The 25,911-nt window shown below is 51.2% G+C and carries 25 protein-coding genes; 19 read left to right on the top strand and 6 right to left on the bottom strand.

Translation table 11 applies throughout. The features are described from left to right. Positions 1-50 precede the first annotated feature (50 nt). The 9 genes from HMY34_RS02740 to HMY34_RS02700 all read left to right on the top strand — a co-directional run bounded on the left by HMY34_RS02740 (position 51) and on the right by HMY34_RS02700 (position 12,790). Entirely contained in the window at positions 51-1,721 is a 1,671-nt protein-coding gene (locus HMY34_RS02740) for a cyclic-di-GMP receptor FimW-related protein (RefSeq protein WP_202717790.1), read from the top strand. Positions 1,722-1,810: 89 nt separating this feature from the next. Then, a complete protein-coding gene (locus HMY34_RS02735; RefSeq protein WP_202717789.1) occupies positions 1,811-3,391 on the top strand; it encodes an EAL domain-containing protein in 1,581 nt (526 codons plus the stop codon). A gap of 89 nt (positions 3,392-3,480) precedes the next feature. Further along, positions 3,481-5,115 carry a glucosamine inositolphosphorylceramide transferase family protein gene (locus tag HMY34_RS02730; protein ID WP_202717788.1) on the top strand — a complete coding sequence of 545 codons (1,635 nt, stop codon included), beginning with the start codon at positions 3,481-3,483 and terminating at the stop codon, positions 5,113-5,115. Beyond that, positions 5,112-6,179 (top strand): glycosyltransferase, encoded by a 1,068-nt coding sequence (locus HMY34_RS02725; protein WP_202717787.1) that lies wholly within the window; start codon positions 5,112-5,114, stop codon positions 6,177-6,179. The genes HMY34_RS02730 and HMY34_RS02725 overlap by 4 nt, the downstream gene beginning before the upstream one ends. Continuing rightward, positions 6,164-7,948 carry a glycoside hydrolase domain-containing protein gene (locus tag HMY34_RS02720; protein WP_202717786.1) on the top strand — a complete coding sequence of 595 codons (1,785 nt, stop codon included), beginning with the start codon at positions 6,164-6,166 and terminating at the stop codon, positions 7,946-7,948. Before HMY34_RS02725 ends, HMY34_RS02720 begins: the two co-directional genes overlap by 16 nt. Continuing rightward, the gene (locus tag HMY34_RS02715; RefSeq protein ID WP_202717785.1) at positions 7,945-9,147 is read left to right on the top strand and encodes an O-antigen ligase family protein; all 1,203 of its coding nucleotides are present in this window, start codon (positions 7,945-7,947) and stop codon (positions 9,145-9,147) included. Before HMY34_RS02720 ends, HMY34_RS02715 begins: the two co-directional genes overlap by 4 nt. Next, a complete protein-coding gene (locus HMY34_RS02710) occupies positions 9,144-10,211 on the top strand; it encodes a glycosyltransferase family 4 protein (RefSeq protein WP_202717784.1) in 1,068 nt (355 codons plus the stop codon). Before HMY34_RS02715 ends, HMY34_RS02710 begins: the two co-directional genes overlap by 4 nt. A 12-nt stretch (positions 10,212-10,223) precedes the next feature. Next, the gene (locus tag HMY34_RS02705; protein WP_202717783.1) at positions 10,224-11,672 is read left to right on the top strand and encodes an oligosaccharide flippase family protein; all 1,449 of its coding nucleotides are present in this window, start codon (positions 10,224-10,226) and stop codon (positions 11,670-11,672) included. Continuing rightward, positions 11,636-12,790 carry a glycosyltransferase gene (locus tag HMY34_RS02700; protein WP_202717782.1) on the top strand — a complete coding sequence of 385 codons (1,155 nt, stop codon included), beginning with the start codon at positions 11,636-11,638 and terminating at the stop codon, positions 12,788-12,790. Before HMY34_RS02705 ends, HMY34_RS02700 begins: the two co-directional genes overlap by 37 nt. Here HMY34_RS02700 and ygfZ read toward each other — a convergent pair. From ygfZ to HMY34_RS02680, 4 genes are all read right to left on the bottom strand, one after another. Then, a complete protein-coding gene (gene ygfZ / locus HMY34_RS02695) occupies positions 12,769-13,797 on the bottom strand; it encodes a CAF17-like 4Fe-4S cluster assembly/insertion protein YgfZ (protein ID WP_202717781.1) in 1,029 nt (342 codons plus the stop codon). The two genes, HMY34_RS02700 and ygfZ, sit on opposite strands and share 22 nt — an antisense overlap. A gap of 84 nt (positions 13,798-13,881) precedes the next feature. After that, positions 13,882-14,748, bottom strand: a complete 867-nt coding sequence (locus HMY34_RS02690) for a peptidylprolyl isomerase (RefSeq protein WP_202717780.1) — start codon at positions 14,746-14,748, stop codon at positions 13,882-13,884. Positions 14,749-14,770: 22 nt separating this feature from the next. Beyond that, positions 14,771-15,070 (bottom strand): YciI family protein, encoded by a 300-nt coding sequence (locus HMY34_RS02685; protein ID WP_202717779.1) that lies wholly within the window; start codon positions 15,068-15,070, stop codon positions 14,771-14,773. A gap of 27 nt (positions 15,071-15,097) precedes the next feature. Continuing rightward, positions 15,098-15,727, bottom strand: coding sequence for a septation protein A (locus HMY34_RS02680; protein WP_202717778.1), 630 nt, complete (start codon positions 15,725-15,727; stop codon positions 15,098-15,100). 51 nt (positions 15,728-15,778) lie between these two features. Here HMY34_RS02680 and HMY34_RS02675 point away from each other — a divergent pair, with 51 nt between their 5' ends. The 7 genes from HMY34_RS02675 (at position 15,779) to HMY34_RS02645 (ending at position 21,214) form a co-directional block, all read left to right on the top strand. Continuing rightward, the gene (locus tag HMY34_RS02675; RefSeq protein ID WP_202717777.1) at positions 15,779-16,405 is read left to right on the top strand and encodes an L-threonylcarbamoyladenylate synthase; all 627 of its coding nucleotides are present in this window, start codon (positions 15,779-15,781) and stop codon (positions 16,403-16,405) included. A 2-nt stretch (positions 16,406-16,407) separates the two neighbouring features. Beyond that, the gene (locus HMY34_RS02670; RefSeq protein WP_228287959.1) at positions 16,408-17,079 is read left to right on the top strand and encodes a site-2 protease family protein; all 672 of its coding nucleotides are present in this window, start codon (positions 16,408-16,410) and stop codon (positions 17,077-17,079) included. 16 nt (positions 17,080-17,095) lie between these two features. Continuing rightward, on the top strand, positions 17,096-18,316 hold the full coding sequence (locus HMY34_RS02665; protein ID WP_202717776.1) for a tryptophan--tRNA ligase: 1,221 nt from the start codon (positions 17,096-17,098) through the stop codon (positions 18,314-18,316). Continuing rightward, the gene (locus HMY34_RS02660) at positions 18,316-19,113 is read left to right on the top strand and encodes a segregation and condensation protein A (RefSeq protein WP_202717775.1); all 798 of its coding nucleotides are present in this window, start codon (positions 18,316-18,318) and stop codon (positions 19,111-19,113) included. The genes HMY34_RS02665 and HMY34_RS02660 overlap by 1 nt, the downstream gene beginning before the upstream one ends. Continuing rightward, positions 19,113-19,664, top strand: a complete 552-nt coding sequence (scpB, locus tag HMY34_RS02655; RefSeq protein WP_202717774.1) for an SMC-Scp complex subunit ScpB — start codon at positions 19,113-19,115, stop codon at positions 19,662-19,664. The genes HMY34_RS02660 and scpB overlap by 1 nt, the downstream gene beginning before the upstream one ends. A gap of 61 nt (positions 19,665-19,725) precedes the next feature. Beyond that, entirely contained in the window at positions 19,726-20,412 is a 687-nt protein-coding gene (locus HMY34_RS02650) for a hypothetical protein (protein WP_202717773.1), read from the top strand. Between the two features lie 46 nt (positions 20,413-20,458). Continuing rightward, positions 20,459-21,214, top strand: a complete 756-nt coding sequence (locus HMY34_RS02645; protein ID WP_202717772.1) for an HAD family hydrolase — start codon at positions 20,459-20,461, stop codon at positions 21,212-21,214. Here HMY34_RS02645 and HMY34_RS02640 read toward each other — a convergent pair. After that, positions 21,206-22,927 (bottom strand): peroxidase family protein, encoded by a 1,722-nt coding sequence (locus HMY34_RS02640; RefSeq protein WP_202717771.1) that lies wholly within the window; start codon positions 22,925-22,927, stop codon positions 21,206-21,208. The two genes, HMY34_RS02645 and HMY34_RS02640, sit on opposite strands and share 9 nt — an antisense overlap. 144 nt (positions 22,928-23,071) lie before the next feature. Further along, positions 23,072-23,908, bottom strand: coding sequence for a hypothetical protein (locus tag HMY34_RS02635; RefSeq protein WP_202717770.1), 837 nt, complete (start codon positions 23,906-23,908; stop codon positions 23,072-23,074). 145 nt (positions 23,909-24,053) lie between these two features. Here HMY34_RS02635 and HMY34_RS02630 point away from each other — a divergent pair, with 145 nt between their 5' ends. The 3 genes from HMY34_RS02630 to HMY34_RS02620 are packed head-to-tail and all read left to right on the top strand — an operon-like array spanning position 24,054 to position 25,892. Further along, positions 24,054-24,386 carry a hypothetical protein gene (locus HMY34_RS02630; RefSeq protein ID WP_202717769.1) on the top strand — a complete coding sequence of 111 codons (333 nt, stop codon included), beginning with the start codon at positions 24,054-24,056 and terminating at the stop codon, positions 24,384-24,386. An 11-nt stretch (positions 24,387-24,397) separates the two neighbouring features. Further along, the gene (locus HMY34_RS02625; RefSeq protein WP_202717768.1) at positions 24,398-25,390 is read left to right on the top strand and encodes a potassium channel family protein; all 993 of its coding nucleotides are present in this window, start codon (positions 24,398-24,400) and stop codon (positions 25,388-25,390) included. A gap of 22 nt (positions 25,391-25,412) precedes the next feature. Further along, positions 25,413-25,892, top strand: coding sequence for a low molecular weight protein-tyrosine-phosphatase (locus HMY34_RS02620; protein WP_202717767.1), 480 nt, complete (start codon positions 25,413-25,415; stop codon positions 25,890-25,892). Positions 25,893-25,911: the final 19 nt, after the last annotated feature.

Below are 25,911 nucleotides of genomic sequence, written 5' to 3'. Positions count from 1 at the left end.
TACTGCTACACTCGGCAAATACATAAAAAATAAGAGTGGACACAGCGAACATGGCTACCGACGAAGCGCAGATTTCCAACCATCGGTTTATTCCCCTGTCACCCAGCAAGGCGCGTGACTGGATTGCCGCCTTGCCATTAACCGACCCCGGTGAAACCACACGGCGCATTTTTCACGGTCTGGTGGATTTGAACCGGCGGGCATTGCCTGCGATGGCGCGGTTACAAATTAGTGAAATGTTACGCCCTGCCGTCGATGTGGCGCTGGAAGCGTTGCAGCGTCATCTTGAAGCGCGTGCCTTTCCATTAACCTTGAAAAGTCAGAAGATTTTCGAGCTGACGCAATCGTTGATGCTGGAGTTTGCAGGGTCGTATCAGGTCGCGGCGCTGGATATGATGACCAAAAAAGAGGGCAATAAAAAAGCCTTGCAACTGGCAATTTATCGAGCGTTGGATTTCATGGGCAAGGTGCTGTTGCTCACGTATTCGGTCTATGTGCGCACTCGCGAAACCTTGTGGCATGACATTCATCACCTCTATTTGCTGGCGGTTGAAAATGGGGTGGAAAAAATCGCGTTGCGGGATGCTGTTCCCGGTGCACCGACGATTGAAACCCGTTACACCCAGATGAATTTGTTGGCGCTGGCTAAACCCTATTGCTTGCGGCAGGGGGAAGTGGCGCGTTTGGTGCAGTATTTCACGCAATACACGCATTTGGTGACGATTGCGCGGGAGACCAGCGGGGAGCAGGTGGGGGCGTATGTTCATGCTGCCATTCTCAACAGCGATGAACCGGCAGTGATGATGTTGTCGAGTGATTTGCCGCATTCCCCGACCGTGCGCGTGCTGAATTTGAGCGTGTTGGTGGCGCAGATGGATGCGCATATTCGTGAACTGGAGGCAAAGGGCGTACCCGCGATGATGCTTCAGGATGGCTTGAGCCGCAATCTGGCGAAACGGGTGATTTATCACCTGACGGCGGTACAGAATCGCAGTTATAACCGCTTTCCGAAAAATGCGCAGATTGGCATGGTCACGCGGATGCCCGACGTGTTATCGGTGATTCGCCGTGCGCAGAAAACCGAGGTGAGTGAAGATGCGGAAGCCGAAGACATGTTGTTCAATGTGTTCATGGCCAGCGATTACGAAGACGAGGGTGAAGCACGCAAAGCGGTGATTCAGCAGGTGGCGGAGGATGAGGGAGCGTGTATCCAAACCTGGCGCGTGATGAATACCAGCGTGGGCGGTTACGGTTTGCGTTGGGAAGGCAAGGAAGTGTCGGGCGCACGGGTTGGCGAAATTGTAGCATTGCGTGACCTCGGTGATGACAGTTCGGTATGGATGATTGGGGTGATTAAGTGGATGGAGTTTGTCGCTACCAAAGGTTTGTGTTGTGGCGTTGAATTGCTGTCCACCAAAATCATGGAAGTATCGGTGTTGCAAGTGCTCAACCGTCAGGTGACGCAAAAAATGCCGGTGGAAGGCTTAATGTTGCCCAGCATTGAAGGCGTGCGGCCTGATCCTGCGTTGATTTTGCCCGCGTATATCTTCCAAGCCAGCGATGAAATTCGGTTGGAATTTGCCGAGCGTGAAGAGCGGGTGCGTTTGGTGCTGCTGGATGAGTGTTTGGGGGCGTTTGCTTATTTTCGCTTTACCACGTTGGCGGATAAGACCTTGGAAGAAGATGAGGATGACTTTACGTCATTGTGGCAGTCGCTTTAAACCGTCCGTTATGCAGTTCATCCCCTAGTCATACTCGATAATCGGTCTTTATGTAGGTTTAGCCGGAGGTGATGCGTATCTTCTGTGGTATGAGAAAGCAGAAGATACATTGTGTTGTCATTGATCAGGATGTGGAAGTAACGGCGTCGTTAGATGCGGCGTTGCGCCACTCTGATGTGCTGCTGGAGCTGAAACAGGTGGCATCGGTGCAGCAACTGATCCCCGTGTTGCAGGAGCTTCAGCCGCACCTGTTGTTTTGCCCGCATGAAAAAACCAAACCGGCGACGGATTTGCTGGAAACCTTGCAGCGTTATTCGCCCGATACGCTGCTGGTGTGGGTGGCACGGGATGAATGGCAAGGTTTGACGACTTGGTTGATGGGCGTTGAATCCTGCATTTTGCCGCTGAATGATTTGGAATACTTCTCCCAATACATTGATTTTTTGCTGCGTTATTCCGCGATTAAACAAGATTTTCGTGACTGCAAACATTTGCTGGGGGTGGCGGAGTTACGTTGCCATTGGTTGGTGGATTATTCGTGGGAAGCGATTGCGTATATTTCTCAGGGAATGCATTTGTATGCGAATAACGCTTATGTGACTTTATTTGGGTTTGAAAGCATGGCGGAAGTGCGTTCCATGCCAGTAGCGCATTTGGTGGATACCCCGGAGCGCAAAACCTTTGAAGCCATGAGTAAGGCGGCGGATGTCGGTAGCAAGCCTTCCAACCGCTTACTGATTACCTTGCGCACATTGGATGGTGAACGGATGCGGGCAGAAATCCGCTTCATTCCTGCGGTGCTGAAAGGCAAGCGTTGCACGCAGTTACACGTGCGCCCACTGGAACGCAATATGCTGAAAGGCGTGTCGTTGCGTAAACAAGATAACCCTTGGGAGGCGACTGAGCAGCGCTTGCAACATGCGCCTGCGCCCCGCGTTGCGCCCGCCGAAGTCTCCGTAGCATCACCGAGAGCCGTTGCGCCGCTGGTGCCGCCAACCGTGGCGGGAATGAAAATGGTGTTCCACAAACTTCAACGCATGAAGGAAAATTTGCCCAGCATTTATTTGGCAGAACCCGAATTTCAGCAAAAAGCACAGCAATTGAACTATGCCGCGCTAGTCAAACAATTAGGCAATGGTGGCGGGCGTTCCCGGCTGGATTACTGGAATCTTGGGCAAGTGGTGTTGCGTTTGTCATCTCAGGGGCATGAAAAGCCCAGTTATCTGGTTTTTGTGTCCGTAGGCGGTGCAATTCTGAATAATGAAACCGAGCTAAAACGGGTCGTCGAGTTGTTGAATGCTGCGCCGGATGCGGCAAAACGCATTGTATTGGCATTCCCCTATCAGGATTGCATGGCACACCTCGCGCAACTGGGCAAAGTCATTAAGTTGTTGAAAGCACTTGGTGTACGATTGGCGATTGATGGCCTGCCAGATTCACCCCAAGCGCTGAAATTTGCCCAAGTGGTGAAACCCGTTTTGGTACGTGTGGATGTTGGTTTGGTGAATGAGAGTATTCGCAGTACTAATACTGAGCGGTTGCAACGCTTGATTTATCAATTAGCCGATAGCCGCTGCAAGGTGATCATTCCGTGTGTTCAGGATAAGCAATTTCTTAGAGTGGCTTATTCCACCGCTGCCGCTTATGTACAAGGTGGCGCAATGACATAACTCATCCGTAACAATGACTAAAATAGTAAGCGAGCGTCGTAATGTCTGTGAACGCTTTCCGGGCTGCCCTGGTCGTAGAGGGCGAATACATGGCTGCTTGGCAGTACCAAATGTTGGAGCGTTTACTCGCATCCGGTGGTGTGCGTTTGGTCATGGTTGTGTTTCGCCAACCGGTTGCCTTGACGCTGTTACAGCGTATTAATGCCGCTTTATTGAATACGCTGCATTATATTGACGGTAAGTTATTCAAATGCCCGGTAGCGGCACAACAACCCACCAGTTTTTTGAACTTGCTGGGGGATGTGAACGTGTGTGATGCGGGTGGCAAGCGCTACCACACTTTACTTGAACAGCAAGCGCTGGATGTGGTGATTGATTTGAGTGCGCAAGCACCCTTGCCTGAATTGATTGGTGCGGCTAAATACGGAGTATGGCGGCACTTTTTCGGTCAGGCATTTGAGCGTTCCGACCGTTACACCGGCATACGTGAATACGTGAATCAGCAAGCAGAAATTCTGTCAGGGATTGAGCGTTGGACCGCTGGTAACACGGCTCCAGCGTATATTTTTGCTGCCACGACTAGCACCGATGGTGCATCCATTAACCGTGGGGTTGAGCGCACCCTTTGGAAAATGGTGGATTTTCTGCCCCAGCGCCTTCAAGAACTGCTGAATCTTGGGGAAAAGACGTTCTTCGAGAACGTTACAGCGCGTATGCAGCCATTAGCCTTAGCTCCGCCCACGAAGTCAGTCAGCCTTGGGGCGGTAACAACCCTGCAAGTGTTGTGGCGTTACCTCTGCAATTTCCTCAATAAATTATTCATTTCCCTGTTTCGCGCAGAACAATGGATTTTGCTCAGCAAAGCCACTGGACAAGTGACCGAGGCGGGTGCATTGGAACAATTTCGTAAATGGCTTCCGCCGCGTGATCGCTTTTGGGCTGACCCGTTTGTGGTCGAGCACGCCGGTGAGCAATACGTGTTTTTTGAGGAATTGATTTACGCACGGGGCATTGGGCATTTGGCTTGCGTGCGCTTGAATGCCGACGGTTCGCATACTGAACCCGTGACTATTTTGGAAAAGTCCTACCACCTGTCGTATCCGTTTGTGTTTCAGCATCAGGGTAACTATTACATGATTCCTGAAACGGCGGGCAATCACACGGTGGAGGTTTACCGTTGCGAAGACTTTCCGCACCGTTGGGTGTTTGAGAAGAACCTGATGACAGGCGTGGAAGCTTACGATGCGACCTTAATGGAATACGAGGGACGTTGGTGGCTGTTTGCGAGTATGCGCCACGATCAACGCTGTTCGCCCAGTGAAGCCTTGTATTTGTTTCATGCGGATGACCCTTTGAGCACGCAATGGCAGGCGCATCCGCAAAATCCGGTGGTGGCAAGTGCGGCACGAGCGCGTCCGGCGGGGCGTATTTTTAACGCAGCAGGGGAGTGGTATCGACCGTCACAAAATTGCGCGGGAACCTACGGGCGTGGCCTGAATATTAATCGGATTCAGCAACTGGATGTGAATACCTACCGCGAACAACTGGTCAGTGCTTACCTGCCTGATGGTCAACACGATATGAATGGAATGCACACGTTGGGCGTGAGTTCGCCAGTATCGGTGGCGGATGCGGTGCATGTGCATCGGCGTTTGGGGATCGTGGATCGTTGGGTGGTGAAGTTAAACCGTTTTTTTAGCCAACCGCTGGTGATCAGTTCATGACAGTGCGCAGAAAAATCGCCTTGGTGGTTTACTCGCTGGGCATGGGAGGCGCAGAAAAGGTGGTGTCTGATTTGTCCTTCCAATTTGCTAAGCAGCATGACGTGACGCTGATTCTGTTTGATGGCAGGCAGCGCTATTACCCGTATGCGGGGGAGCTGATTGACATTCAGTGTCCTTCCAAAGCGGGGTTTTTGCCCAAGGTATTCAATTTTTTAGACCGTGCCAGTCAGCTTCGGCGCATTTTTAACGTAAGGCATTTTGATACCATTATCAGCGTGATGGAACATGCCAGCTTTCCTGCCATTTTGGCGAGTCGCCAAACCATTGCGGCGAATCATTGTAACCCTGAGCGCAACTTTACGCGGTTTGATTGGCTGTTTGCACGTTGGTTGTACCCGCGTGCGAAAAAAGTGATCGCGGTTTCCAGAGAGGGGATGCGTATTTTCCAGCAACACTTGGGTTTGCAAAATATTAATTGTTTGTATAACCCGGTGAATTTGTATCGCATCCGTGAATTGGCGACGGAACGTCCCGCTGTTAGCGTGAATGGCGCTTATATTGTGGCGGCAGGGCGCTTGAGTCCTGAAAAAAACTTCCCCAGTTTGTTAGAAGCTTACGCGCATTCACAGGCTTCGCAAACGTTTAAACTATTGATTTTGGGCGAGGGTTCAGAACGGGCGAGCTTGGAGCAACACATTAAGCGCTTAGGGCTGGAAGCGCAGGTGTTGATGCCGGGATTTATGCGCAACCCTTACCCGTATATTGCGAAGGCGCGGTGTTTGGTGCTGTCGAGTTTGCACGAAGGCTTTCCGGTGATTTTGATTGAAGCGTTGGGGCTGGGGCGTCCGGTGATTTCGACCGATTGTGAAACCGGGCCGCGTGAGATTATCCGTGATGGCGAAAATGGTTTGTTAGTGCCGACAAATGATCCGCAAGCACTGGCAATCGCCTTGGATCGGGTTTGTCTCGATGAAAATTTACATCAACAGTTTCAACAACATGCCGCTCTCTCTGTGGAGTATCTGGATATTGAAAAGGTAGCAGAGCAATGGCTGGCACTCTGAAATCTTGGTACGGCTACGTGTGGCTGGCGTTGGGATTGAGCGCTTGTTCCCCTGAGCCGTCAGTGCCGGATTTGCAGGTGAAAGCGATTGGCGTGTTGGAACGTTTTGCGCCGTTCGAGCCAGTGGTGGGGGCGGATAGTGTGGCGATTTTCGCTGCCCGTAATGAGTACGAAGGTTTCCAGTTTGTCATTACGGCGGGGCAAACGGGAGCGGAGAATGTGCGGGTGAACCTGTCGCCGTTACGCAATGCAGCGGGTGATGTAATTGATAAGGTGGAGGTTTTTCGGGAACGGTATGTGAAAGTCAGTACGCCATCTCCGCATTCGCCGTATGCACCGCAGTCATGGCCGGATATTTTATTGCCAGCAGCAAATACTTCTCCTGACGTGACGAGCGCTTATCGGGCATTCCCACAGAATTTGAGTGCGGGTGAAAACTTGCCGGTGTGGGTGGATGTGCATGTGCCTGCTGATACCAAGCCGGGGGTGTACAACGCAAACGTGACAGTGAGTGCGGATGGGGTGGCATCAGTCGAATTGCCGGTGCAATTGACGGTGTGGAATTTTACTTTGCCTGCGCGTTCGCCGTTGCGCACGGTGTTTGGCACGAATGGCTATCGGGTGGCAGAGATTTACGGGTTTGAGCGCACGGGAGAAACGGCGGCGGATAACCGTTTGATTCGTGCTTACAACGATTTCATGCTGGATCATTATTTGTCGCCGGAAAGTTTGTGGGATGCCTCCCCCGAAGCCGATGCGGATGGCAAACCCGATTTTCAGCGTGAATTTGCGGGGCTGGGGACGGTCACGGAAAACATGCGTCATTACATGCAGGACAAGCACGCTACGGCGTATACCTATGTGTTTGCGGACAGTTACCCGTTTGCTGATCCATTGGGTAAAGACCGGGATAAGGCGCAGCGTTTTATGCGGGAGTATGCCGGTTGGTGTGCGGCACACGCAGGCGCAGAGCGGTGTTACACCGATCCTTCGTTTGTGGATGAGCCGGATACCCGTGAGGCGTATGCGTATGCGCGGCGCTGGGGGGCGTTTTTCGATGAAATGCCCTTGCCAAAAGGTGAAAAAATTCGCTATCAGGTGAGTGAGCCGCCCTTAAATGAAGACCTTGCGTTGGGTTCGTTGACCGGGGCGGTGGATGTGTGGATTCCGAAGTTCTACGACTTGTGGCGCGATGTGGATCATCTGGGTAAAAATGTCACGGCACAGCGCTTGGCAGCGGGTGAGGAGGTGTGGGCATACACTGCTTTAGTGCTGGATTTCAAAGCGTATCAGCAACTCAATCCGCGTGCCGATGTGTTAAAGGGCAATTATCCTCCCGTGTGGCAATTGGATTTTCCCGCGATTAATTACCGGATTCCGACCTGGTTGTTTCACCGTTATGGCGTGACGGGTTTGGGCTATTGGGATACGTTGGCATGGGCGGAAAATACCGATATTTGGCAGGATGCGGCAAGTTTCATCAGCGATAATCCGCCGGGAATAGTATTCAATGGGGATGGTTTGTTGGTTTACCCCGCGAAACGGGCGCAAACGGGGGTTGACGCGCCGTTCGCGTCGTTGCGGCTGAAATGGATACGCGCCTCGGTGGAAGATTATATGTACATCGATTTGCTGTTGCAGGTCGGTGAAACCGAATTTGTGAATCAGCAATTGGGGCGTATTGCGCGTCACTTCGGCGATTGGGATAACCAGCCTGCGTTACTAATGCAAGTCCGGCAGGCATTGGGCGAGCGTTTGGCAAGTTTATGAATCATGTACATAACGCGGCGGTATTTTTCATGATGGTGTTGGTATTCGCTTTGCCCACCGACGGTGCGGTGGAAGTGGCGGGTATGTCGCTGGTGAAAATCGCGGGGTTGATGGCGTTTGGTTTGACGGCGCTGTTGTTGATGATGGGCAATGGGCTTCATGCGCTGCGGGTGTTTCACACGGCAGTGTTGTTGTATGTGGCGTGGGTGATGTTGTCGTATACCTGGTCGGAAATGCCCGTTCCTTATGAAACCACGCAAGCGGTGAGCAGTGATCAAGCGTTAAAAAGCAATCTGTATATCTTGATGATCAGTTTATTGCTATTTCAATTGGTCACAACTGTGCAGGATGTTAACAAGCTGTATATCGCTTTGGTGTTGGGATCGTTTTGGCTGGTGTATTTGATGGTCAAAGATTACCAAATCACGGCGAATACGGTGCGTCATGAAATCAAGCAATTCGATGCCAATGAGGTCTCGGTTAAATTGGCGATGGTGATACCGTTGGCGATTTATTTGCTGACACAGGTCAAAGCGTGGTGGTGGCGTTTGTTGGGGGGGCTGTATTTGCCTGCGGCGGCGTTTACGATTTTGATCACGGGATCGCGCACGGGGGCGGTGATTATGGTGTTGGGATTCGCCGGATTTTTGCCGACGATTTTGCGGGCGGGTGTGTTGGGAAAAGCCGCCAGTGGGCTGGTGATGGTGGTGGCGTTGATTGCGGTGGCGAATGTGATTCCGCAAAAAACCATTGAGCGCATCTTTTCGACCGGCAAGGAAATTTCCAGCGGTACTTTGAATGAGCGCAGCGTAATATGGGCGAATGCGTATGAGGAATGGGAAGAAAGCCCACTTTATGGTCACGGCTTAGGGTCTTTCCGGCGCATTATCAACCCGTACAATGTCGACTATACGGCGCATAACAGTTTTGTGGCGATTACGGCTGAGCAGGGCATTGTTGGCGTGGTGTTGTATTTGACGGTGATCGGCATTGTGCTGAGTTTGGCATGGCGCTTGCCGGGCGATGAACGTTGGCTGTTACTGTTGATGTTATTGGTGGTGGCGATCGGGCAAATGTCGCTGACGCTGCAAGACCGGATGTACATTTGGTTCACCTATACCCTGACTGCACTGAATTTTTATATTAAAAATAACGCAGCTAATGCGAAATATTCCAATAAGGTATCCCTGACAACATGAAAAAGATCGCTATTGTCATTGCTGAACTGGCTGCTCCCGGTGGGGCGGAAAAGGTCGCGGTGGATCTGGCGGAGGAGTTTCGTCAGCGTAATTACGAGGTCACGGTGATTAAGTTTGCGCGATTGCCGCCTGAGATTACGCGCTACGAGTTGCCGGTACGGATGATTAATTTGGATATTCCCGAACGCCAAGGCGGGCTGTTTACCCAGATTAGTTTGTTGTTGCAACGCGCATGGCAATTCCGTCAGTTATTTCAACGTGAAAAGTTTGATCATATCTTTTCGTTTTTGGAAGCGGCAAATGTGCCGTGTGCACTGGCTTGCTCGGATGCCGTGCTTTCCATCCACCTTGATCCTGGCACCATGACGCGCAGCGAATGGCTGGCGTTTCGCTGGTTGTATCCGCGTGCGAAACGGGTGATTGCGGTGTCACGGCAAATGCAGAATTTACTCGAAAAACAGGCGCATTTAAGCAATGTGAATTGCATTTATAACCCGGTGAATACGCGGCTGATTCGTGAAAAATCGCAGGAAACGCTTGGGTTTGAAGGGCGTTTTATCCTTGGGGTCGGGCGTTTGGAAAAGCAAAAGCGGTTTGATTTACTGATTGAAGCGTTCGCCCGCAGCAAGGCACAACAAGCCTGTAAATTGTTGATTGTGGGGCGTGGTTCGCAACAAACATTGCTGGAGCAGAAAATTAAAGCGTTGGGCATGGAAGCGCGGGTGGTCTTGGTGGGGTTTGATGCGAATCCTTACAAATACATGGCGAAAGCCGAATTTCAGGTGATGAGCAGCGATTATGAAGGCTATCCGCTGGTATTGATTGAAGCGCTGTCCTTGGGCTGTCCGATTGTGTCTACCGACTGCCCGACGGGGCCGCGTGAAATTATTCGTCACGGTGAGAACGGTTTGTTGGTGGAAAAAGGCAATGTGGCGGCACTGGCAGCGGGAATTGATGAGCTGTTTTTTGATGATGATAAGCGCGAACGGTTGCGGCAACAAGCGCAGGAATCCGTGCGAGCGAATGATATTGTGGCGGTGGCGGATGCGTGGTTAGCCGCATGAGAGCGTTACATCGTGTACGTTAAACACAGCTTGATTTATTTGTTGGCAAAATTGGCTCCGGCGTTGGCGAGTTTCGTGGTGTTGGCGGCGTATACGCGCTGGATGTCGGCTGAGGAATACGGGATTTTTACCACCATTTTGGTGGTGGCATCGAGTGTCAGTTTGTTTGCGTTTGGCTGGTTGTACGTCGGCATTATGCGTTTTTGGGATAAGCAGGAATTGAGCGCGGGGGCGGTTGAACATTTAATCAGCGTATCGGTGTTGGTGATTGCGTTACTGGTGGGCGTGCTGGCGGCATTGTTTGCGTGGTTAACTGGGCAGGTTGCGGTGGCGACAGGCTTTTTTCTGGTATTTTTGAGTTCAGCATTTTATGAGGCGTATCAGCGCATTAATTCCATTACCTTAAAAGTAAATCACTATTTGTGGGCAGAAGTTGGGCGCACTGTGTTGACGATGGGCAGCGGATTGCTGTTGGTGTGGCTAGGATATGCGTGGCTGGGCGCGATTGGCGGCGTGGTGCTGGGCGTTTTGTTGGTATTGGTATTGTCGGGGGCGTTGTGGCGGCATTTTCGTCCTGCTTGGCGTGAGTTGGATCGCGGTGTGCTTAAAGCGTTGTTGGTCTACGGTTTGCCGTTAAGTTTGTCGTTTGTATTGTTGGAAATTATCCATGCCTCTGATCGGGTGATGGTGGGTTGGTTGTTGGGGTATGCGCAGGCGGGGGAATATGCGGTGGCGTATAATTTGCCGTTTCAGATTTTAATGATGTTGACCAGTTCACTGAATTTGGCGGCGTATCCGCTGGTGATTCGTACCTTGGAACAAGCGGGGCGCGAGCAGGCAGAGGCACGGCTTCAACAGTATTTTGTGTTGTTGATGGGGGTGTCGATTCCAGCGATTTTGGGTTTGTTGGGGATTGCTGAGGCGTTTATTCCATTGTTGGTGGGTGCTGAGTTTGTACCCTCTTCGCTGCGTTTATTGCCGTGGATTGGCTTGGCGATTTTGGCGAATTGCACCTACTTGTTCTACGTGTCGCTGGCGTTTCAGTTGGCAGAATACACCGCCGGTGCGGTCAAAGTGGTGGGTGTGGCAGCCGTGGTGAATGTGTTGCTGAATTTGGTACTGATTCCTGAATACGGCTTGTTAGGGGCGGTGTTGGCGTCGCTGGCGGCTTACCTGATTTGCGTGGTGTATGGCTATTACCTTGGCAGGCAATATTTCGCGTTAAACATTCCTGTGTTGGACATCGGAAAAATTTTGCTGGCAGCGGTGGGGATGTATGCGCTGATGGAGCAGATACCTGTTTTAGCTGTGCATAATGCGTATGTGGTGGTGTTAAAAATCCTGTTGGGGATGGCAAGCTACGCGGTCTTGGTGTGGTTGTTGGATATTGGTCAGGTACGGCAATTAATCAAAGCGAGGTTCACATGGGCAACACCATGCTCTACATCATCACCTCGCTGAGTGTCGGCGGGGCGCAAAAAGCCTTGTTGAATTTGGCGAGTTCCGACTTCAGTCGCGATTATGCGCCGGTGGTGATTGCGTTGGTGGAAGTCGAGGGTGTGCAGCAACAGTTTGCCGCAGCGGGGATTCCGGTGCATGTCTTGGGGATAAACCGGCTGGCGAAGTTACCTTGGTTGCTACCGCGTTTGTTTGGTTTGGTGCGGAAAATCAAGCCGCAAGTGATTCATGGCTGGATGCACCACGGTAATCTATTCGCGACGCTGGCATGGTTGTTTGCGGGTTGCCGCCCGGTTTTGCTGTGGGGAATGCACCATACCCCCGAAAAAGCGACCTTGGAGCGGGCGCAACATGCGTTGGTACTCAAAGCAGGGCGCTGGTTGTCACGTTTCCCGCATCACATTGTATACGTATCGCGCCGGAGTATGCAGCGTCATGCGGAATTGGGTTATGCCATGAAACACGCGCAAGTGATTGCTAATGGGATTCCGTTGGGCAATAACCGTGAACAAGCAGCGGATTACGTGAGTGTGCGTCAGGAACTAGGCATTCCGACCAATGCGCGAGTGATTGGGAGTTTGACCCGTTACGTGCCGGAAAAAGATATTCCGAACTTGTTGAATGCGATTCGCCTGTATCAAGAAAGGGGTGAGGATGTACATTTTTTATTAGCGGGTGAGGGGATGGATACTCACAATCCAGCGCTACAACCGTTGCTGAAGGCATTGCCTGATCGTGCGAAGGTGCATTTGTTGGGGGTGCGGACTGATGCACAACGCTTGATTGCCACATTGGATATTGCCACCTTGTCTTCACAGCGCGAGGCATTCCCACTATTTTTGGCAGAAGCGATGGCACTGGGTGTGCCTTGTGTGGCAACCGATGTGGGCGATATTGCCGAATTTGTGGCAGATACCGGAAAGATTGTGCCCGTGGCTGATGCCGCAGCCTTAGCAAACGCTTGGTCAAACGTTTTGCATCAAGCGGTTGAACAGCGCGAATGCTTGGGGCAGCAAGCGCGACAACGGGTTGCCGCGCGTTACAGTTTGGATGCTGTCATCCAGTCATACCAGCAACTGCTAGGCACAACGCCTAACACTTACTCGGTTTCCAGCGCGTAAGGCAATTCTAAAACGTTGACCTTGTATTCACCCAAGTGCAATGGTTTGGTTGCTTCTGCAATTTTCATTACCGCTAAAGCTTCGACGTAACCATCGGGATTCAGGGTGGCATTGAGAATCGTGCCTGCCTCTGCGTCCGCATCGCTGGCAAGGTTAGTGCCGATGGCGGGGACATTAACGCAATGTGGAATACCAATCCGGTACATCTGGCGTTTGCTTTTGCCCAGATATTTCAGGCGTGCAACAATTTCCTGACCGGGGAAACAGCCTTTGGTGAAGCTGACACCGTTGATCAGGTGCATATTCAGCATTTGCGGAACCCACGCTTCGCTGCTGGCTTGCGTCACCATTGGCACGCCGGACATGACGTTGAAATATTCCCAACTGCTGCGCCCGACGCAAGCGGCATTAACGTTGAGGCGTTCCCACAGTTTTCGGGCTTCATCCAATTCGCCTAAAATCTTGAAGCGCGGAATTGGCGCCGGTTGACGCATAATCGTCAGGCTATTGATTTGCAAGGTTTCGTAAGCCTGAGCCGGTGCTTTTCCGAGGATTTCTTGCAAACGCTTGTCACCGTCGGGGGCGGCGAATCCAAAATGTACCAAGCTGGCACTGGCATCTTCGAGCGCCACTTTGGAGCGCATCACGTACATACGCAGGCGCTTGAGGATGGGTTCGAGCAAATCACGCGCTACGCTGAGGTAGTAAATGCCTTGGCGCTTGGTAATAAAAAACGTCGCTAATGCCCGTCCTTTGGGGGTGCAATACGCACTCAGTTGGGATTGGGTGTCGCTGACTTGGTTAATGTCGTTGGTCAACTGACCTTGCAAAAAAGTGGTGGCATCTTCACCGCTGACACTGATGAGACCGAAATGTGCAAGGTCACAAAGAATCGCGCCTTGTGGCGGGATGCGGCGCTCGCGTTCGGGATTACCAAAGGAGATGAGTGAATCGCCTGCGAATTCTGCCCCGTGATCAATAAGAAAGTTTTTCCAGTCTGCTTTCATGACGGCTCCTTTAGTTGGTGGTGGTTAAAGAAACCCCTCCCCAGCCCTCCCCTTATCAGGGAAGGGAGCGAGAGGGGGTTTCCCTTATTTCTTTTCTTCGGGTTTAGCTTCAGTCGCGGCAGGCGCTGCATCGGCGGCTGGTTTAGCAGCTTTTGCTGGCAGCGTGACTTTGATGTCTGCTTTGGCTTTTAACTCGTCCATGTAAGCCAACATTTTTTTCTGCTGGTATTCACGTTCGATTTGCGGTTTCAAAGCTTCCATTTCAGGTGGTTTGACGTCACGGCGTTCTTCCAATTTAATGACGTGCCAGCCGAATTCGGTTTGCACAGGTTCTTTGGTAATGGTGCCGGGTTCCATTTTGGCGACTGCTTCAGCAAACGCTTTGACCATGGTGCTGGCTTTGAACCAGCCTAAATCGCCGCCTTGGGTGGAAGAGGGGCCATCGGAAGATTTCTTGGCCAAGTCAGCAAAATCGACTTTGTTTTCCAGTTCTTTGATGATGCCTTCGGCTTCTTCCTTGGTTTTCATCAGGATGTGACGGGCTTTATATTCCACTTTGTCGCCGCTGGTGCGCTCTTCGTAGGCTTTTTTCAGCTCATCTTCGCTGGGTTTGAAAGACGCTGCTTTTTCCTGTGTCCAAGTATTCAGGATCAGGCGATCGGTGGCATCTTTGATTTTGTCTTTGATTTCTTGACGTTCAACCAGCCCCGCTTTGTTCGCTTCTTGGCGTGCTAACTCGGTGATAATCAGATCATCTAGTACCGATTTGGTGTCAACTTGTGCACCGGGCATTCCGCCGACCATCTTGACAACGGTATCCAAAGTTTCTTGGGTAATGTCTGTACCGTTAACGGTTGCGACAACGGTTGTGTCTTCCGCATACAGATTGGTTGCCAGCAGCGTTAATCCAACCAGCCCGGTTGCGATCATTGTAGTTTTGTTAAAACGCATGGTGAGTATTGTCCTCGTTGATTTACGGTAAAACTTTTTTGAACGGTTTGACGGTAACGCGCTGGTAAACCCCTGCTGCCACGTAAGGGTCAGCGTCTGCCCAGCGTTGTGCCGCTTCCAGTGAGTCGAATTCAGCAATGATCACGCTGCCACTGAAGCCCGCTTCACCCGGATCGTTACTGTCGATCGCGGGGTTGGGGCCTGCGAGTAGCAGATGGCCTGCATCCCGTAACGCATGAAGCCGTTCCAGATGTGCTGGGCGGGCGGCAAGCCGTTGCGCCAGACTGTGTTCAACATCGTCGCCAATAATGACATATAACATGAGTGTCGTGTCCTTAACGTTTGTTAACTATTTGGTGGTATTTTCGGGCGTTTCAAGGGCGTGTTTTTGCAGGTAGAACACTTGCGCAATGATGAACGCAAAGGTTAACCCTAAGACGCCGAACAGTTTGAAGTCCACCCAAATTTCTTCACTGAAAGCGTAAGCCACAACCAGATTGAGCACGCCGATGAAGACAAAAAAGCCTACCCACAGCCGATTGGTCGTAATCCAAACAGGGGCAGGAACTTGAATCGCGCTCGACATCATGCGCTCCGTCAAGGTTTTGCGAGCACCTATGTATTGACTGAGCAAGAAAGCCAGTGCGAAACCCCAATTGATAATGCTGACTTTCCACTTAATAAAAATGGGGTCTTTTAGGAATAAGGTAAGCGTGCCAAATACAATCAGGATGGCTAACGTGATCAAATGCATCCGTTCAAAGCGGCGGTGCAGCGCAAAATACAGGGCATTTTGCACGATAGTCGCCAAAATGATCACCAGTGTCGCCAATAAGATGGCATCTTTCGGTTCAGTCTGGTTAAGTGTCATCAGCGGTAACTGATTGGCGGCGGCAATCCACGCGGGCGGTAGTTCGGCAAAGAACTTATACGCCAGAAAGAAGAGTGCAACCGGGAAAAAGTCAAACAGGAACTTCATACGTATTGGTATAATCGGTTAAAGTTAACCATTCTAAACGATAATTGTACAATGAGTCAGTATTTTCAAATTCATCCAGAAAACCCCCAGATACGCTTAATTCGCCAAGCGGTAACGATTATCCGCGACGGTGGCGTGGTGGTATTTCCGACCGATTCCAGTTATGCCATTGGTTGTCATTTGGGCGACAAGGCGGCGATGGAGCGTATTCAACGCATTCGTAGGCTGGATAATAAGCACAATTTCACCCTAGTTTGTCGGGATTTGTCAGAAATTTCCCTCTACGGTCAAGTGGATAATATGAATTATCGCCTGATTAAATCTTTGACACCGGGGCCTTACACCTTCATTCTACAGGCGACCCGCGAAGTGCCTCGGCGCTTGCAGAACCCTAAACGCAAAACCATTGGGGTGCGTTTGCCTGATCATATTGTGACGCAGACCCTGTTGCAGGAATTGAATGAGCCGTTGATGTCCAGCACCTTGATTTTACCCGGCGATGATTTGCCGATGATCGACCCTTACCAAATTCGGTTGTCGTTGGAACATCAAGTCGATTTGATCATTGACGGCGGTTTCTGCGGGCATGAACCCACTACCGTGGTGGATTTAATGGATGCCCGCCCCGTGATCTTGCGCGAAGGCAAGGGCAATATTGACTGGCTGGTGGAGCATTAAGCATGGATGGTATGGATATAGGTTATGTCATTCGCCTGATTGTGGCGGGGGCGATTCCGGTATTGTTTGCGATTACCCTGCACGAAGTGGCGCACGGTTGGGTTGCCAATAAACTTGGCGATAGCACGGCGAAAATGCTGGGGCGTTTGACCATTAATCCCCTCAAACACATTGATCCGATTGGCACGGTGGCATTACCTTTGGGCATGTTACTGATGTCGATGCTAACTATGGGGCAACCGTTCGCCTTTGGTTGGGCAAAACCGATTCCGGTAAATACGCGCAATTTACACAATCCACGCCGCGATATGGCGATTGTGGCGGTAGCCGGTCCGCTGTCTAATTTGCTGATGGCGTTGTTTTGGGTGCTGATGATGCCGGTTTTTATGGCAGTGATACCCGATGCCAATATTGCCGATGGTTTTGTCACCATGGCGCAAATCGGTTTGGTGTTTAACTTGGTATTGCTGGTGCTGAACTTATTGCCGATACCGCCGTTGGATGGAGGGCGCGTGTTAGCAGGTTTGGTGCCGCGTGGTGTGGCCGATGTATTGGATAAAATTGAACCCTATGGCTTTCCGATTCTGATTGTTTTGTTACTTCTGGGTGTACTAGACCAGATTATCGGGCCGATTATTGGTACACTTTACGGTTTGCTTATCTCCATTATTTGATCAACAAAGGTTTGCTGTGAGTACTACACCTTCGCAAAATCAACGTGTCGTTTCTGGGATGCGTCCGACGGGCTTGTTACATCTGGGGCATTATCACGGTGTCTTGAAAAATTGGGTTGAGATGCAACTCAATTACGAGTGCTTCTTTTTTGTGGCGGACTGGCACGCGCTAACCACCCATTATGAAACGCCGGGCAGTATTTCCCAGCACGTCGAAGACATGGCGATCGATTGGTTGGCAGCGGGTATTAGCCCCAGTTCTGCGACGATTTTTACCCAGTCACACGTGCCGGAACACGCGGAATTACACCTGCTATTGTCGATGATTACCCCGCTGGGTTGGTTAGAGCGCGTGCCTACCTACAAAGACCAACAGGAAAAACTCAAGGAGCGTGATCTCGCTACCTACGGTTTTCTTGGCTACCCGCTGTTGCAGTCGGCTGACATTCTTATCTACAAAGCCGACCGTGTGCCGGTGGGCGAAGATCAGGTGGCGCACATTGAATTAACGCGCGAAGTCGCGCGGCGTTTCAACCATTTGTACGGGCGTGAACCGGATTTTGAGCAAAAAGCCGAACAAGCCGCTAATAAAATGGGCAAGAAACAGGCGAAAATGTACCGTGATTTGCGCCGTCAATATCAGGAACAAGGCGATGGCGAAGCCTTGAATGTCGGGCGGGCATTATTGGAATCGCAGCAAAACTTGTCACTGGGTGATCGCGAGCGCTTGTTCGGTTACTTGGAAGGTTCTGGCAAAATCATCCTGCCGGAACCGCAGGCGGCGTTGACCAAAGCGTCCAAAATGCCGGGGCTGGATGGGCAAAAAATGTCGAAGTCGTACAACAATACGATTGCCTTGCGCGAATCCCCTGAAAGCGTGGATAAGAAAATCCGCACCATGCCGACCGACCCGGCACGCGGGCGACGTACTGACCCCGGCGATCCGGCAAAGTGTCCGGTGTGGCAATTCCATGAGGTGTATTCGGATGACGCTACCAAGCAATGGGTGCAGGAAGGTTGCCGCAGTGCCGGAATCGGTTGCCTCGAATGCAAACAGCCGGTGATTACGGCCGTGCAAACCGAGCTTGCCCCGATTCAACGCCGTGCTGCCGAATTCGAGCAAGACCGGGGGCGGGTGCGTGCCATTTTGCGTGAAGGCGCAGAGTCGGCGCGTCAAGTGGCGCGTGAAACCTTGGCAGATGTGATGGAAGCGCTGCATTTCACCCATCACCTCTAATGAGTGCCATTCAGCGGGAAATACCCTTCGCAGTGGTGCGTGGCGAGCAAGTTATCGCCATGCCAGCGGATTTGTACATTCCCCCCGATGCGCTCGAAGTGTTTTTGGAAGCGTTTGAAGGGCCGTTGGATCTATTGTTGTATTTGATTCGGCGGCAACACTTCGACATCTGCGATATTCCGATTGCGGCTATTACTGAGCAATACGTTGCTTATGTGGAGTTGATGCAAGAGTTCAAGCTTGATCTTGCGGCTGAGTACTTGCTGATGGCGGCGCTCTTGGCAGAAATCAAGTCACGGTTGTTATTGCCCCGCCAAGTGGTGATTGAGGAAGAAGACGATCCGCGTGCGCAATTAATGCGCCAGTTGCAGGAATACGAACAGTGTAGACAAGCCGCAGCGGATTTGGATACGTTGCCGCGTTTGGAACGTAATCATTGGGTGGCGCAAACCGTTGCGGATTTTCCGAAAGTGCCACGTCCGCCGCCCGAAGCGTCATTGCGTGAATTATTGCTGGCATTTCAGGGCGTTTTGCAACGTGCGGATATGTTTACGCATCACGAAATTCGGCGTGAACATTTGTCGATCCGCGAGCGCATGACGTTGATACTGGCGGCGTTGCAGACGCAACAATTTGTGCCATTTGAGCAATTGTTTCGGGTGGAAGAGGGCAGACGTGGCGTGGTGGTGACATTGATGGCGGTGTTGGAATTGCTCAAAGCGCACTTGATTGATGTCACGCAAGGTGATGAAGCGTATGCGCGGCTGTATATCCGTGCGGCGACGGCGGTGATGTAATGGAGTTGAGCACAATTTTGCAAGCCATTTTGTTGACCGCCGACCAGCCATTGTCACTGGAACAATTGGAACACTATTTCTTGCCGGAAGAAGGCATTTCGCGGGGCGCGATTCGGAGCGCGTTACACACTTTACAAACAGCGAGTGCTGGGCAAAGCTTTGAACTCAAGGAAACGGCGAGCGGGTTTCGTTTGCAAACTCGCGTCGAATTTCAGCCTTGGGTACAACGCCATCATGATGAACGCCCGCAAAAATATTCCCGTGCGTTTTTAGAAACACTCGCGCTGATTGCTTGGCGGCAACCGATTACCCGTGCCGAAATCGAAGAGGTGCGCGGTGTGGCGGTGAATGCCAATGTCATTAAAACCTTGTTGGAACGCGATTGGGTGCGGGTCATCGGGCATAAAGACGTCCCCGGTAGACCAGAAATGTTGGGGACCACCCGTCACTTTCTGGATTATTTCAACCTCAAATCATTGGATGAATTGCCGAGTTTGGCGGACATGCAAACGCTTGACGTGGATAAGTTACAACTGGAGTTGTTGGGATAATTGACCAGCATTGATGGTTTCGCCATAGTCGAACTTTAATCACTGGCTGAGAGTAGCGGCTATGCGTTTCTATGGATTCTTGCTGTGTTTGCCTTTAGTGGGATTGCCGGTCTGGGCAGAATCGCCTGCCGTTGATGCCGAACGTGAAGCATTGGAAAAGTGGTTTGAGTCGGATACCTCCGAACCGCCGCCGGTAGTGATTAATGAAGGGAAACTCGATTTTTTAGCAACTGCACCGGCGGGTGAAGCGCTTCATCATCATCAAAACAAAGTCAAAATTACTGCTGAATCTTTGCAGGAAGGCTGGGCGCAACTCGAACAATGCCATGACAATCTGGATCAGGCTGCGGCGATGCAAATTACTTTCCGCGATGGCTATATCCGCGATATGAAAATTACTGAGCAGCGCAATATTGGGAAGGCGTGGGTGGAAGGTTCCAGCCTGCAACTCAGCAAAGTTGGCGCTAATGCGCGGGTTTGTTTGCAAGCGCGTACCCGTGCACTGCGAATTCAGGACGATGGCACGTATGTATTGCTCAACGGGCCGTATATGCGCAAATTTTTGGACGGTTATTATCCGATGCAGGTTTCCATGCAAATCGAATACCCCGCCGATTTGCTGAAAGTGGCGGGTGTTACCCCGGCAGTACAAACCGGTTTTAGCGTGCAGCAACAGCGCGGCTCGGTTGGTTTTGATGCGTTGTTTGCAGGGGAATTGCGCACTTCGATTCAGTTTGAAGCGTTGTAACATAATGGGCTAGAATCCGGCACACAACATTATCAGGATAATCATTATGCCACAGCTCACCGCCTTGCTTTTCGACGTCGATGGCACGCTTGCCGATACCGAACGTGATGGACATCGCCCCGCCTTCAATAAAGCCTTTGCCGAAGCCGGTTTGGATTGGGATTGGACCGTCGCATTGTACGCCGACTTGTTGACAGTCACCGGCGGTAAAGAACGTATCCGCTATTTTGTGGAAAAATATTTGCCAGATTTTGCACCCGCCGAAGGCATTGCCGAGTTCGCGGCACGGATGCATAAACGCAAAACGCATTTTTATCTGGAAATGTTGCAAGCGGGCGAAATTCCGTTGCGCGTCGGCGCGGAACGCTTGATTCGGGAAGCGCGGGCGGCGGGTTTGCGTTTAGGAATTGCGACCACGACTACGCCAGAAAACGTGACTTACTTGCTGAAAGCCACCTTGGGTGAAGAATCCATTGCTTGGTTTGAGTGCATTGCGGCGGGCGACATCGTGCCTAAGAAAAAGCCCGCGCCGGATATTTATGAGTATGCGATGCAGCAAATGGGGTTAGAACCTGAGGAGTGCTTGGCGTTTGAAGATTCGGATAACGGTATTCGCTCGTCCACCGCCGCTAATTTGAAAACGGTGGTGACGGTGAATGATTACACCCGTGACCACGATTTCAGCAAAGCAGTATTGGTGGTTGATCAGTTTGGCGAGGCGGATGCGCCGTTCACGGTGTTGCAAGGTGACGCAGGCACACATACCTACGTCACGCTTGCGCTATTGCAGAAACTAAGCTAAGTGAGCGTTAGAGGCCACAAACGCATTTTTCTGTACATTATCGAAGTCGGTATTGCGCTCGATAATGTCAGAAAGTTTGGTGTTTTTGATGGCTTGCAGTTCTTTGCCGGAGAACTGGTTTTCATACCAGAAACGATCACCATCACGTAAGCGTGTGAATTGATCGCTCATGATTTTGGTAAATGTTTGCCCGAATAAGGAATCACCGACCGGCTTTTCTGCCAAGCCAGCTACCCACAGGTCAACATCGGCTGGTTTATCGTACACACTCGCCAGTTTCTCGCCAAAGCCTTCGCGCCAGACATTGGAATCAAAGCTGTTCACTGGGCGTAAACCCAAAGCTTGGCGGGTGTCGCCGTAGCCTGCTAAACCGTGGTCACGTCCACGTTGGATGTTGACGGCAGCGAGGTCTAATCCACCTTGTGGGAAGAGGAAGTTACGCACGTCATCCACAATCATTGGGTCGACAGCCTGCGCGGTTTGCGACGCCGCTCCCCGCAGAATCGGGTCGATACCCGCTTCAACAACTTTATCCGGGCGGAAGAACGCATCTTTTAGCGCGACATTGCCTTGCTCAATGGTTTGACCATTTTCATCCAAACGCAACAGGTTCGAGGAGAGCATGGTGTGACCCATACGGAATGCTGCGGTGGCGAAAGCATTGTCAATCGACGGATCAACATTGGACTTGTAGCCGGTGTACTTCGGAATGGCGTCTTTACCGATCAGGTTGGGCAGGAATTCGTTGTAGGTAATCGCCTGCATTTGTGCGACGTTGACTTTACGGGCTTCCTGATAGACTTGTTCATCGCTCATTTTGGGATTTTTTTGCGAAATTTCATCGGCAAGACGATTGTGTTCGCGCACCCATAAGGTATGCATTGACGCTAAGCCAATGTTTTCGTTAGAACGTGCATCCCCTGCGAGGAATTGCCCTTGTTCATTGGTGGGCATTAAGTCGCCAGCGGAGACTTTCATCTTGCCGCCTTCATGAGAGCGCAGCGAATCGGCATAGGCTGCGTCAGAACCATAGACGTTAGAGCCATCCACAAACGCAGTGATACTGTTGCTTTGCTGGCGTTGCCCATTCGCATCCAAGGTTGCGGTGCTGCGAGCGAGTTGAATAGACGCCGTTCCAGTGCCGGTTGGGTCGAATTGTGGATCACCGGCTGGAATAGCAATCGGTGCTTTTTCGGTACTGCTGGTTGGCGTTGAAGTCATGTCATGGTCGAGGAATTGTCCCCACATCCAGAAGAGATCGCTTAAGCCTTTTTGATTAACGGTATTTGTACCATCTTGTGCAACGACTGCATTGCTGACTTCACGTGGGTTAGGCAGGCGCTGCTCTGTAGAGCCACCGGGTTCACGGCTACTGTCTTGGGGAATGCGGCGCTGATGTTGTATGCCTGCCGAACCCCATGTTGGGTTTTTCTTGTTGTTGCCCGTGCCATCCACGCTGCGGTATTCAGCGGGTTGTGGCTGTGGCTGTGGCTGTGGTTTAGGGTTGTGTTTATTTTCAATTTGCGCCAGCAGTTGCTGAATCAAATTCGCGACACTTTGAAAAATGTTTTTGTTGCCGCCGTTGTAACCCGACCATTGGGCTACTGAATTAACGGCTGGCATTTTTAACGATGCGTTAGATGATTTATTGGTACTTTCTGTTCGCCCGTATCCTTGTGAAGATGAACGGGTGTAATTATTGATAGTTTGCATGTCATGAATCCTTGAGTTGCTCAATCCGTTGAAAAAAATCCATTGGTTATTTTTGCAAAAAAATACGCCAGACAAGGCTGGCGTAGCAAGGTTGACGTTTCTGACCGCTAGGGTTTTAAAGATAAGCGGTTACTGATGTTGAACTCAATAAGCGCTTAACAGTGCTTGTGCGCGGTAAGTGTTCAGGCGGGTGCGCCAGCCGGGGAGCCATTTGGCTTCGCCGCGTTCGGGTGAAGAGTTGGCGATACGACGCACTAGAACTTCTTCGGCGGCACGCGCGAACTCATCCAACGCTTGCGGGCCTGCTTGAACCGGGCGCATGGTCAACAGTACTTGCAGCAAGCCCCAGCCTTGACCGTTGTAGCGTTCGGTTGGGCTAGTGCCTTCGCCTTTGAAATTGACGTAATCCAGCAGTGGATACAGCCCGCGTTGGGTTTTTTCGACCGCTTGGTAGTTTTGCAAGACGCGATCACGGTCTTGCGGGGCAACCTGTTCTAGCATCGTGGGTAAGGCGCGGGTGAGGCGTTCAGACATATAATTTGCCTGAATATTCATGGTTTGTTGCAGGAACGTGCGCAATTGCTGCATTTCTGGGTCATTGCGAGCACGTTCAAACGCGGCTTTGTTTGCCCAAGGCGCGGTGCGCACGTTGCGGTTGGTCAGCCATTGCGGGATGGGTACGCCTTGCGCTTTGGTGTAGTCGATTAGGCCGGGGAAGGTTTCGGTATAAGGGCCGCGATGTCCTGCCGGATACCAGATGAAATGCCCGATACCGAGGGAGGCGAATTCTTCGCGGTCATTCCACACCACCAGCAAGGCCGGGTTGCCGCTGGTTTCGTTGCGGTATACTTTGTCGGCAATCCAGTTTAAATCTTTAGCGGGAACGACCGTTGGGGTGGGTGAGGTTTGCTGATTCATCGGAGCACACGCCGATAACCCTAAGCCAGCAATCACCACCAGTGATAATACTATTTTTTTCATAACAAGCCCTTACGTCGGTGTAAAACAAAATCAAATTCATAGAGCCGTGTGTCGGCTGAAAAGTTCCATTCTTTGAGCAATGCCCGTGCTTAATTTGGCTGAAAGTGTATAGTTATCAGGGTAAATAACACAGGAGGTTGATGCCATGAACGAAAAATTACAGCAATTAATGCAAGCCCTGACCAATGAGCGTGAGGAGTTGCGTGTGCGTCTGCATGTATTGGGTTTGGATGCCCGCGAAGAGTGGGCGCATTTGGAAACCAAATGGGACGCTATGCAGGTGCGTTTGCGTGATACCGGCTGGGAATTGAACCTGAAAGCAAAAGAGGAAATTCATGATTTGGGTGAGGACGTGGATAAACTCCAGCATAAAATCAGCGATAAGGTGGAAGATCTTCGTTTGGAAGTGGCAGAAGAGTTACACGAGTTGGGCGAAGAATTGTCCGAGTTGTATCAAAAAATCCGGCGGCACTTTTGAGTAGAGCACAGATGCTGAGGGCGCGTCAGTGGCTATATTTGGCGTTGGAGGTGCAAAAAGGCGGGGCATGGGCAACGTTTCTGAACCATTTTTTAATGGTTTTGGTCGTGGCGAATGTCGTTGCCGTGGTGGTGGAGTCTGAGCACGCTATTTACGAGGCGTATGCCCCGTTTTTTGAATGGTTTGAAGTGTGTTCGGTGGCTATTTTCACGCTGGAATACGTATTACGGGCTTGGATTTGCGTGGAATCTGAGCACATTGCGTTTCAGCATCCCATGCGTGGGCGCATTCGTTATTTGTTGTCACCGATGGCACTGGTCGATTTGGTGGCGGTGTTGCCTTTTTACCTCAGTTTATTTTTTGGGTTAGTTGATCTGCGCGTGTTGCGTAGCTTGCGTTTGTTGCGCTTGTTGAAATTGACCCGCTATTCGCATTCTCTGGCGCTGTTGTTGGCAGTATTGCGACAAGAGGCGGATAACTTGATCTCGGCTTTATTCATTTTGTGCATGTTGGTGTTGTTGTCTGCGACGGGTATTTATTTGGTGGAAGGTCACATTCAACCGGATAAATTCGGTAGTATTCCTCGCGCATTGTGGTGGTCGGCGGTGACGGTGGCAACGGTTGGTTATGGTGATGTAGTGCCAGTAACGCTAGTAGGAAAAGTGTTTAGTGGCACTATTATCATCACCGGCATTGCGATTGCGGCGTTGCCTGCTGCCATTCTTGCCTCTGGCATGATCAATGAATTGAAGCGTCGCCGTGAAAGTTTCCGTTTTGAACTGGTACGTGCCATGGAAAATGGCAAGCTGGATTTTGGCGGCTTGCGTTATTTGGAAAAAATGCGCGTCAAGATAGGCATTAGCCGTGCGGATGCGCGTTTGGTATTCGAGGAAGTCAAACAGGAAACGCGCTTGCAGACATATACCAATTGCCCACATTGTGCGCAGCCGTTGGTGATTAAACATCCGCCGGGGCATATTCATGTGCGTCCGGCGAAGCGATAACAGTAAGCATTAGGAAGATTTTATGAAACAAGTTAAGGTTCTGTTTGTATGCATGGGCAATATCTGTCGTTCACCCACGGCGCAAGGCGTGTTTGAGCGTTTGGTGCAGTCGCAAGGGTTGGCGGATCGCATTCTGATTGATTCGGCGGGTACACATGCGTATCACATCGGCAATCCCCCCGACAAACGTTCACAGGCCGCCGCAAAAAATCGTGGATTGGACTTATCGGGGCAGCGGGCGCGAAAAGTAACCTCAGAAGATATTGAGGAATTCGATTACGTGCTGGCAATGGATCGCACGAATTTGGAAGATTTAAAAGATTTGCTGGCAGTATCACAGCAAGAACGGGTGCGTTTGTTTATGACATTTGCCGAGCATTGGAATGTCGATGAAGTGCCAGACCCTTATTATGGTGGAGAACGTGGTTTTGAGCGGGTGTTGGACATGGTGGAAGATGCGGCGGCAGGTTTGTTAGACCATATCCGCCGCCATCATTGCTAGTCAGCGCATACTGAGGGGA

The organism is Thiothrix subterranea, from assembly GCF_016772315.1.
In the GTDB taxonomy this organism is placed as follows: Bacteria; Pseudomonadota; Gammaproteobacteria; order Thiotrichales; family Thiotrichaceae; genus Thiothrix; species Thiothrix subterranea.
This window is presented reverse-complemented; position numbering and strand designations above follow the sequence as displayed.

Excerpts from the sequence above, each read along its gene's own strand:
- HMY34_RS02740 (WP_202717790.1), top strand. The coding sequence starts at position 51 with ATGGCTACCGACGAAGCGCAGATTTCCAACCATCGGTTTATTCCCCTG.
- HMY34_RS02735 (WP_202717789.1), top strand. The coding sequence starts at position 1,811 with ATGAGAAAGCAGAAGATACATTGTGTTGTCATTGATCAGGATGTGGAA.
- HMY34_RS02730 (WP_202717788.1), top strand. The coding sequence starts at position 3,481 with ATGGCTGCTTGGCAGTACCAAATGTTGGAGCGTTTACTCGCATCCGGT.
- HMY34_RS02725 (WP_202717787.1), top strand. The coding sequence starts at position 5,112 with ATGACAGTGCGCAGAAAAATCGCCTTGGTGGTTTACTCGCTGGGCATG.
- HMY34_RS02720 (WP_202717786.1), top strand. The coding sequence starts at position 6,164 with ATGGCTGGCACTCTGAAATCTTGGTACGGCTACGTGTGGCTGGCGTTG.
- HMY34_RS02715 (WP_202717785.1), top strand. The coding sequence starts at position 7,945 with ATGAATCATGTACATAACGCGGCGGTATTTTTCATGATGGTGTTGGTA.
- HMY34_RS02710 (WP_202717784.1), top strand. The coding sequence starts at position 9,144 with ATGAAAAAGATCGCTATTGTCATTGCTGAACTGGCTGCTCCCGGTGGG.
- HMY34_RS02700 (WP_202717782.1), top strand. The coding sequence starts at position 11,636 with ATGGGCAACACCATGCTCTACATCATCACCTCGCTGAGTGTCGGCGGG.
- ygfZ (WP_202717781.1), bottom strand. The coding sequence starts at position 13,797 with ATGAAAGCAGACTGGAAAAACTTTCTTATTGATCACGGGGCAGAATTC.
- HMY34_RS02690 (WP_202717780.1), bottom strand. The coding sequence starts at position 14,748 with ATGCGTTTTAACAAAACTACAATGATCGCAACCGGGCTGGTTGGATTA.
- HMY34_RS02685 (WP_202717779.1), bottom strand. The coding sequence starts at position 15,070 with ATGTTATATGTCATTATTGGCGACGATGTTGAACACAGTCTGGCGCAA.
- HMY34_RS02680 (WP_202717778.1), bottom strand. The coding sequence starts at position 15,727 with ATGAAGTTCCTGTTTGACTTTTTCCCGGTTGCACTCTTCTTTCTGGCG.
- HMY34_RS02675 (WP_202717777.1), top strand. The coding sequence starts at position 15,779 with ATGAGTCAGTATTTTCAAATTCATCCAGAAAACCCCCAGATACGCTTA.
- HMY34_RS02670 (WP_228287959.1), top strand. The coding sequence starts at position 16,408 with ATGGATGGTATGGATATAGGTTATGTCATTCGCCTGATTGTGGCGGGG.
- HMY34_RS02660 (WP_202717775.1), top strand. The coding sequence starts at position 18,316 with ATGAGTGCCATTCAGCGGGAAATACCCTTCGCAGTGGTGCGTGGCGAG.
- scpB (WP_202717774.1), top strand. The coding sequence starts at position 19,113 with ATGGAGTTGAGCACAATTTTGCAAGCCATTTTGTTGACCGCCGACCAG.
- HMY34_RS02650 (WP_202717773.1), top strand. The coding sequence starts at position 19,726 with ATGCGTTTCTATGGATTCTTGCTGTGTTTGCCTTTAGTGGGATTGCCG.
- HMY34_RS02645 (WP_202717772.1), top strand. The coding sequence starts at position 20,459 with ATGCCACAGCTCACCGCCTTGCTTTTCGACGTCGATGGCACGCTTGCC.
- HMY34_RS02640 (WP_202717771.1), bottom strand. The coding sequence starts at position 22,927 with ATGCAAACTATCAATAATTACACCCGTTCATCTTCACAAGGATACGGG.
- HMY34_RS02635 (WP_202717770.1), bottom strand. The coding sequence starts at position 23,908 with ATGAAAAAAATAGTATTATCACTGGTGGTGATTGCTGGCTTAGGGTTA.
- HMY34_RS02630 (WP_202717769.1), top strand. The coding sequence starts at position 24,054 with ATGAACGAAAAATTACAGCAATTAATGCAAGCCCTGACCAATGAGCGT.
- HMY34_RS02625 (WP_202717768.1), top strand. The coding sequence starts at position 24,398 with ATGCTGAGGGCGCGTCAGTGGCTATATTTGGCGTTGGAGGTGCAAAAA.
- HMY34_RS02620 (WP_202717767.1), top strand. The coding sequence starts at position 25,413 with ATGAAACAAGTTAAGGTTCTGTTTGTATGCATGGGCAATATCTGTCGT.